7 protein-coding genes and 1 pseudogene are annotated in these 6,318 nt (G+C 46.5%); 3 read left to right on the top strand and 5 right to left on the bottom strand.

All coding sequences use genetic code 11. The annotated features are described in order from the left end of the window. Nucleotides 1-264 precede the first annotated feature (264 nt). Nucleotides 265-823: pseudogene (locus FDX11_RS25615) on the bottom strand (IS66 family transposase); the annotation flags it as partial. A 575-nt stretch (nt 824-1,398) separates the two neighbouring features. Between FDX11_RS25615 and FDX11_RS25060 the strand changes: the two are divergent. After that, nucleotides 1,399-1,551 carry a hypothetical protein gene (locus tag FDX11_RS25060; RefSeq protein ID WP_170975582.1) on the top strand — a complete coding sequence of 51 codons (153 nt, stop codon included), beginning with the start codon at nt 1,399-1,401 and terminating at the stop codon, nt 1,549-1,551. Nucleotides 1,552-1,562: 11 nt separating this feature from the next. On the opposite strand, the gene FDX11_RS25700 is transcribed toward FDX11_RS25060, so the two are convergent. From FDX11_RS25700 to FDX11_RS01550, 4 genes are all read right to left on the bottom strand, one after another. Further along, entirely contained in the window at nt 1,563-2,033 is a 471-nt protein-coding gene (locus FDX11_RS25700) for a putative zinc ribbon protein (protein ID WP_371414792.1), read from the bottom strand. Further along, nucleotides 2,033-2,371 (bottom strand): putative zinc ribbon protein, encoded by a 339-nt coding sequence (locus FDX11_RS01560; RefSeq protein ID WP_047660995.1) that lies wholly within the window; start codon nt 2,369-2,371, stop codon nt 2,033-2,035. The genes FDX11_RS25700 and FDX11_RS01560 overlap by 1 nt, the downstream gene beginning before the upstream one ends. Before the next feature lie 282 nt (nt 2,372-2,653). Then, on the bottom strand, nt 2,654-2,860 hold the full coding sequence (locus FDX11_RS01555; RefSeq protein WP_047660996.1) for an AlpA family transcriptional regulator: 207 nt from the start codon (nt 2,858-2,860) through the stop codon (nt 2,654-2,656). Between the two features lie 102 nt (nt 2,861-2,962). Then, nucleotides 2,963-3,538, bottom strand: a complete 576-nt coding sequence (locus FDX11_RS01550) for an inovirus-type Gp2 protein (RefSeq protein ID WP_047660997.1) — start codon at nt 3,536-3,538, stop codon at nt 2,963-2,965. A 1,189-nt stretch (nt 3,539-4,727) separates the two neighbouring features. Between FDX11_RS01550 and FDX11_RS01545 the strand changes: the two genes are divergently transcribed. Then, a complete protein-coding gene (locus tag FDX11_RS01545) occupies nt 4,728-5,831 on the top strand; it encodes a hypothetical protein (RefSeq protein WP_137397367.1) in 1,104 nt (367 codons plus the stop codon). 164 nt (nt 5,832-5,995) lie between these two features. After that, a partial coding sequence (locus FDX11_RS01540) for a GTPase family protein (RefSeq protein WP_170975581.1) occupies nt 5,996-6,318 on the top strand: 323 nt, incomplete at its 3' end.

The following is a 6,318-nucleotide window of genomic DNA, read 5'->3' as shown; positions in this document are numbered from 1 at the left end:
AAAACCGAGTTTTTACACAGCCTGTGCCAACAGCAGACGTTTTTTCAGAGCTGAATATCCCTAATCTGGATATGTCGGGAGCTGTCAGTAAAATCTTATGGAGAAGGTGCCATTAACTTAGGATACAGCTACATAACAAGATGGCCCTACTGGCTCCCTGTTTCGCAGGTTAGTGAAGAACTGATGCTGTAGTACGTTCTATTTTCTCCACCAGTTTTTCTTTTTCTGTAAGCGGACAGCCAGAACCGTATTGACGATCGGCAGTTATTCAGTTGGCAGGACGAGACGCCAGGGCAGCAGTTCGCTGACCCGGTTGACCGGCCAGTCTGCGATAACATCCAGCACATGGCGAAGGTAGCTTTCTGGATCCACGCCGTTCAGTTTGCACGTCCCGATCAGGCTGTACAGCAGCGCTCCCCGCTCACCACCATGGTCAGAACCGAAGAACAGGTAGTTTTTTCGCCCCAGACTCACCATCCGCAGCGCATTTTCAGCGATGTTGTTATCGGCCTCAGCCCAGCCGTCATCTGCATAGTATGCCAGTGCCGTCCACTGGTTCAGCGCATACGCGAACGCTTTTGTCAGCTCCGAGTGTTGCGACAGGGTCTTCATCTTTTCACGCAGCCAGCTTTCCAGGGATTTCAACAACGGTTTCGTTTATCTCTGGCGTTCAGCAAGCCGCAGCTATGTCGACATTCCCCTTATATCCGCCTATATGGCGTATAACTGACCGATCTGCCTCATGGCTTCTTCCGTCAGGGGTGCGGACGTGCACATCGTGGATCTTTCGGCGGGCATGAGACCAGCAGGCAGCTTCCGTTAATCGCATTAATCTCCTGAACTACACCATCACCAGTTGGCGTCTCGCGCATCGCTCCCAGCGTATCGAGATTCATCAGCAACACCATTTTGCACTCTGCCGCGCTAACGGGCTCCCATAACCACCGCAGAATATTGGGCGGTGAATGTCGGCGTGCCTGTTGCCGTTGCCACGAATATTCGCCGATGCGCTGCCTGATTTCCGTGTGAAAGCGCATAATCAATACCCGGTTATCTGCTGAGGTTTCACTGTGCGGTAACTGCAGCTTAAAACTAAACACTACCAGTCGGGGGTAGTGGTCAACAGCCTGTTGGGGAAAAGCGAGTATGTTTACCCCATCCGCAGAATTATCAACAACCGGGGTGGCATGGTTATATTTCATAGTGGATTTTCTCTGTTGTTTCACAGAAAAGGTTAATAAGGGTGGGCAACAGCACTATGCTAAGTTCAACGTAATGCCGTCACCCACCATGCCATGCCTCTGGCGCTTAAAATCCCCGTATGCCCGTCGACAGCGAGGAGGATACTCTGTAACGGCAACGACTCACTTGCTTTCTGTCCATCTCTGAACCCGGCCGGTGAATCAATTGCCAGCCTGTATCATTCTGCGTCACCACTACAGGGATATGGCAGGAGCCGCAGCGCAGTGGTCTGGCATGCAGGACAATGAGTTCATCGATGGCTACCCACTCCCCATCATCGGTAATCACATATTCGGTTGGTCTGAATGAATTAACCATCGTCAGCAAGCTCCTGATGTTGATGCTGCTATGCGTGTGTCTTCAGATGGTCGCTGGGCTGGATTATTGACCGGGCATATATAGTTCTCCCCCCAGGCGGTTTCCTCAATACTGTAGATACCGGTGTTACAGGCCACACAGTGTTTCTCACCTGCATAGTGACGCCCACACCACACGCAATACCAGGCCCCAATAGGTGCAGAAGCATCCAGCGGAAAGAAGGTGAATATAAACCTTGTGTGCCAGTCTCCCGGCAATGTGGCAGAGTGGTTCAGATGTCTGCACTGCCTCAGCACATCTTTCCCTACTGACCGTGGATCGTGCTCAAACCAGGCGCGAATGCCGGGGTTATCAGAATGCAGTATCAAACGACATCCGCAGGACGGGCAGGTCCAGCGCTCATCAGGCTGGCTGACTGCACTTCTGCTGCTGGTTTGCTCTCCTCTGGTATTCAGGGCCCGATAGCATGGCATTATGAGCATATGGCCTCCCCCTCAGCGTGACAGCCAGACTCACCCTGGCATTGGCCAACATGACGGGCTACCGGTCTTGCATCCGGTACGTAACACTTCAAGCGCTGTATAATTCTGACTTCATCAACAGCAGGATGCGTGTATGGGCACTCTTGTCTGCCTCGTTCAGTCAGTGCAGCAGTAGTATGGGCAAACCAGGGACGATCGGTTTCAGCATGCAGCACCAGGGAACTACCACAGTGATGGCAGGTATAAACGTCAGACGGGGAGCATAGTGCGGTTCTGGCACCGGTAAGCCGTCCGGCAGGGTTACAGGCAAGAAATGATTTTGCGTACATAGTAAGGGTCCTTACCGCCAGACAGCACGCAGGCGTGAGCCATCCCTGTATGGGCAACGTTAAGCGTGGTCACTGGCGGAATGAAGATTCAGAGAATCAGTGGATTGGGGGAAAGCGATTATGACAGGATGGGTATTCAGTGCGCAGAGGCTGCAACGACGTGGTCTATACAGTAACAAAAGGGCATATGCGCTCACCGCTGAACTGACGGTTGCATTGTCTGCAAATCCAGCGTACTGGTGCCTGCCATGTCTTGCTGTTCTGTTTATTCACCATGAGTGTTTAGCTCCGTGACTTCGCAATGCGTTGCTGTAGCCAGGCTTCCACTTCGCTTTGCAACCAGCGGGAGCTACGCCCCAGTTTGATTGGTTTCGGAAACTCTCCAAGTTGTATCAGTTTATAAAACCATTTGTCTGTTAAACCGGTGAGTTGCGTGATAAAGGCCATATCAACGAATTTGTCGCTGAGAATGCTTATTGGGGTGGTCATCGCTATTTCTCCGTAGATGGTAAGGGAGAAGAAGTCAGATATTCGAATGGTGCAGACTTCTTCAAACGATGACACGCTGGCGTAATTTTTTACCGGATAGATTCAGCTCCGCTTACGCCGCCTGCCACTTACCGCCGGAGCAGGGACCGCGCTGACCCTGTAAATCCGGCGCTCTGTACGCTGCGACTGTTTACCCAGATAGCTCAGGATGTACTGCATACCTTCCCTTCCTCTGCGATCTGAAAAGTTGATTACTCGTTCACCCCGCACCCGGTAATGTCCCTTAGGCTCACACCGGTGCGCATAGCCATCACCATACGTAATTTCCTCCCATCGTGACTGGATGGCTTCCCAGAAGCACCAGACCTTCCGGTGGATCTGACCATTGATATAAAACGCAGCATGAATGTGGTAACGGTGATCTTCCCCATATTCCATTACCCAGGAATATCCCACCAGACCAGATATCTCTGCGCATTGTTCAGTCAGCCATGTCATCTCAGCCGCAAGTTGATAAATATCAGCATCCGCGTATGAATCAGAGTTTTTCCTGTATGCGAAATCCACCCGAAGCATGAGTAATTTCGAATGACAGTCAAATAACCGGTTCTGATGGTTAAATAATACTGACTGAAGAGAACAGTCTGGTTTGTGGTTTGAGTTGATTGCGTATTCCATGATAAATATCCCATAACAGTTATTGGTCATGAGATTACGGGAGAGATTAATTTTTTATTCAGCATACCGATTCAGGTTGTCAGCCATGAAAGTATGTTATTGCGTATCATTTTTCACATGTGCTGTAACAGTAATTTCTTATCGTAAAATAGAATGGGTGTTCATCACACAGGAAAGTCTGACAATCATGACGTTTTACGGCAAAGAATAAATAATGATTTAGTAAACATTGAACATACCGTGATGTCTGAAAAAAATCATCATCCGGTAGACGAAGGAATGCTGTACTTACTGAGGATTCATTATTTCTGGATACAAAGGAGTAAGTAAGTGGGTAAATAACACATCTTTATAAAATAACACTAATAACCTTAATGTTTCATTTCACACAGTCAGTCACCTCCAGAGAATACACACACCACGCAGGTTTAAGTTATTCACCCCCTGGTGTTCAAATGATATCAGCCACCATTTCTGTCTTCCGGACTTGATACCTGTACAGGCATGTGTTCATGAAAGATTTGTATACGCACACTGTTTGACTCCCGGAACGGGTCACCCTGCCACTGTAATATTTACTGCAATAGTATTTTTCCGTTATTTATACCGATACGGGGTTTCTTTCCTGATTACGCCCCCGGTATTTTCAGGCACAAAAAACGTAGAAGTAAGAGAGTAATTATTGGTTACTCCGGAAAAATATTCCATGAGCGGCCGGAAACACATGAAAAAAGAAAGTTCTCGACAGGCTAACGTATTTATTTTCGAGGGGAAAACAGCATTCTTCCCGGAGATAACTATCAGACCACAGAATGCTCTGCAACTGGTTGACAGGATAAGATACGCCCTGACCAGGTAAACACCGTCGGAAAAACAGTCTCCCTGTAAGACGCTGATCGGCAGGAACGGAACACGCTCAGTCGCCTGAAAAGACAGTCAGAATCGTTTTCACCTTAAAATCATGTCATAACAATCTGAAAAAACCAAAAAAAAAACGAACACAAAAAATGACACTTAATGACACATAACCAATTTAATTCAATGAATTAAGAAGAAATCACAAGCTCTGAATAACCTTGAAAAGGCTGTGTTTTACTATGTCACATTTATGATTTCACACTTCTTAATTCAGAGCTTTGTACGATACAATTCAGAGGCATAAAAAAGAACTGTTACCAGGAAGAAGAACATGAGAAAAGACGGGCTCAATGATTTTTATGAAGTGAACTTTCTGAAACTAAGGGAGATAGATGCCACGTATCCATCGGAACCCATACGTTATGCGGACCTGGCTGACATATACAGTTTCATCAATTTTAAAGATGCAGAATGTGAAAAAATACCACCTGATGAAATTTCCACTAAAAAAAGAAAAACACAGGTAACAGACGGCTACGCATGCAATCTTTTATCGGACATTCTTAAATATGAAAATTCATTACGCCCTGGCTCACACCGTTCTCTCGCGGTAACAAATAAATATTTAAAACTTCATTGCGAAGCAATCCCAGAATATAAAGAAGAACTGAAGAAAAACCTAATTCATAAAGAAGACGTGTTACTTAAAATTCAGACCGAACATGACAAAATAAAAAATAAAGTATCCGGAAAAATCACAATAATCCCGATCAGCTTTCACCTCAACCGCAAGACAAATGGAACACTTGAATACATCATCGATGACTTAACCATGATTAATATGGCCTTTGCCTCGACGATGAGTAAAATAAAGCATCGCACAATGTATAGCCGGATAGCAGGGCATGTAAGGCTGGGTATGCTGGATGAAAATTTTGAGCCTTTCGCCCATGTGTTATTTTTTATTCAGGACGGGACAGTCAGTCATGACTTCATCAGGGAAATCATTGAGGTCTGGTACTCTTTCATCCCTGAAGACATTGAATGCCTGGTTGGTGTTTCTGGTTTTGACTTTAATTTCTTACTCAACTTCCAGCGTGAAGTCATCAATGAACAAAAAAATTCTTCCACGCCAGGAGGAATAACTTTTTTCATATCCGATATACTTAACCCGTTCCCTGATGTAACAGCGAAAGGTTATCGGAATAATGAACCCTGTACATTATTTTCCAGTCTGGTCAGAAGAACAGAAATGGAAGACAACAGAAATAAAAATCCGAACCGGCGTGTTGCAGATAGGGAAGCAGAAATCGCCACAACCAAAAAAAAGAGTGGTTATGATAAACTGAAAAACACACCATCCATTCACAGGGAATATTTTTTAAGAATTGCCAAAAAAGTCAACAAAATCCCCTTTATGCGTACCATAAACTGAATCAACATATCTGCAGGGGCGCCCCCCCCTGCAGATATCTGAATTAAATGCTATATCCTCATTTTTAAATTTTTCTCAGTTATATATCACATCAATGAATTCCCTCCCGTTTACTTCAGTCAGGCCATCCCCACCGGATGGCCTTTTATTATGCCGAGGCTTATATGAAACATCCTTCGGGCTATGCCCTTATCCGTCGCCATCTGCGGCACTATCCCCGTATTCTGCGGCAGCATCTTCTCCAGGAACTCAGCCGCCTGGTCACGTATGAACCCGTTATTGGCATTATGGGCAAAACCGGCGTCGGAAAATCCTCGCTATGTAATGCGTTGTTCCGGAGTGAAGTCTGTGCGGTGAATGCCGTGGAAGCCTGCACCCGGCAGCCACAACGTGTGCGCCTGCGCTTCGGCAGTCATTACCTGACACTGGTGGATTTGCCCGGTGTGGGAGAGAGCATCAGCCGCGACGACGAATACCGTGAGCTGTA

It is taken from the genome of Citrobacter sp. wls714, assembly GCF_005281025.1.
GTDB classification, from domain to species: Bacteria; Pseudomonadota; Gammaproteobacteria; order Enterobacterales; family Enterobacteriaceae; genus Citrobacter; species Citrobacter werkmanii.
This window is presented reverse-complemented; position numbering and strand designations above follow the sequence as displayed.

Bases quoted from the DNA above. Each gene is read 5' to 3' on its own strand.
- FDX11_RS25700 (WP_371414792.1), bottom strand. From the start codon at position 2,033: ATGCCATGCTATCGGGCCCTGAATACCAGAGGAGAGCAAACCAGCAGC.
- FDX11_RS01550 (WP_047660997.1), bottom strand. From the start codon at position 3,538: ATGGAATACGCAATCAACTCAAACCACAAACCAGACTGTTCTCTTCAG.
- FDX11_RS01545 (WP_137397367.1), top strand. From the start codon at position 4,728: ATGAGAAAAGACGGGCTCAATGATTTTTATGAAGTGAACTTTCTGAAA.
- FDX11_RS01555 (WP_047660996.1), bottom strand. From the start codon at position 2,860: ATGACCACCCCAATAAGCATTCTCAGCGACAAATTCGTTGATATGGCC.
- FDX11_RS01560 (WP_047660995.1), bottom strand. From the start codon at position 2,371: ATGTACGCAAAATCATTTCTTGCCTGTAACCCTGCCGGACGGCTTACC.